This is a genomic window from Streptomyces sp. NPDC101166, from assembly GCF_044768125.1.
Taxonomy (GTDB): Bacteria; Actinomycetota; Actinomycetes; order Streptomycetales; family Streptomycetaceae; genus Streptomyces.
In genome coordinates this window covers 1-1,268 of sequence record NZ_JBIWPF010000172.1, presented here as the reverse complement: position 1 = coordinate 1,268, position 1,268 = coordinate 1, and the positions used below count along the sequence as shown (strand labels likewise).

1 protein-coding gene and 1 pseudogene are annotated in these 1,268 nt (G+C 69.8%); one reads left to right on the top strand and one right to left on the bottom strand.

The window, feature by feature from the left end; all coding sequences use genetic code 11:
- Positions 1-493, bottom strand: a pseudogene (locus ACIRS4_RS37430) (AraC family transcriptional regulator); the annotation flags it as partial.
- 130 nt (positions 494-623) lie between these two features.
- Here ACIRS4_RS37430 and ACIRS4_RS37425 point away from each other — a divergent pair.
- On the top strand, positions 624-1,268 hold a 645-nt coding region (locus ACIRS4_RS37425; RefSeq protein ID WP_404204619.1), incomplete at its 3' end, for a hypothetical protein.

Genomic DNA, 1,268 nt, shown 5'->3' with positions numbered 1-1,268 from the left:
TCAGCTCGTCCTCCCAGCGCACGGGGGCGATGTGCCGCAACAGGATCTCGTCGATGACGGCGAACCGCTCCGGCCACGACACCGGCTCCGCCAGCCGTTCGCGCAGCTCCGTGGCGCGCGGCCCGAGCACGTCGGCCAGGTCCACGATCCACGAGCCGAGCGCCGCGGCGGGCATCCCCAGCACCGCACGGCAGCCGAGCGGGGTCAGATTCAGCTGCACGCCGTGCTGGAAGCCGTTGTGCGCGATCACCGCCGGACGCACCGTGAGCCCGCTGGCCAGCATGTCCCAGTGGCCGCCCGCCTGCTCGGGATGACTGGAGACGGGGACGTGGATGGATTCGCCGATGGTGATGATCACCGTCAGCGCCGAGCCCGGCATGCCGATATGGGTGCCCGGGGTGAAGCCGTGCAACAGGTAGCCCTCGTAGTCGAGGACGTACGCGCTCAGCCGCGGGTCGGGCACACCCGACGCGCCTTCGGACACGCCTGCCACCCGGTCCACCCTAGGCCGATCCGGCGTGGCGCGCGATGGTCCCGTCCGGAACCGGTCTATCTCGCGAATCGTTGTCGGGGTGCCATAGAGTTTCGGTCGGAGAGGACCGCACGGAAGTAAGGGGTTGCCGATGTTCAAGGGCGGATTCGAAAAGGCGGTCGTTTCGCTGCTCGACAACGGGTCCCAGGTGCAGGCCCCGGCGGTCGCGAAATACGTCGCCAAGCTGCGGGCCGATCACCCGGACGAGACACCCGGGCAGATCATCGCGCGGTTCGAGAAGTTGTATCTGAACACCGTCACCGCCTCCGGCACCGCGGTCGGCGCGACCGCGGCCGTGCCCGGCGTCGGAACCGTCGCGTCGGTGGCCGCCATGAGCGCGGAGACCGCGTTCTTCCTGGAGGCGTCCGCGGTGTTCACCCTGGCCGTGGCCGCGGTGCACGGCATCGCGCCCGAGGACAAGGAACGCCGCCGCGCCCTGGTGCTGGCGGTGGTGCTCGGGGAGAGCGGCATGGAGATCGTGCAGAAGAGCGTCGGCGTGTCGGCCAAGAACTGGGGTGGCCTGATGGCCGCCAAGATCCCCGGCCTGAGCTCCATGAACGACTCGCTGCTCAAGCGGTTCATGGTGCAGTTCATCGCCAAGCGCGGAGCGCTCATGGTCGGCAAGGTGATCCCGGCCGGAATCGGAGCGGCCATCGGCGGATTCGGCAACCGGGCGCTGGGCCGCCGCACCGTCGACAATGCCCGCAACGCCTTCGGCGCGCCGCCGCTGAGCTGG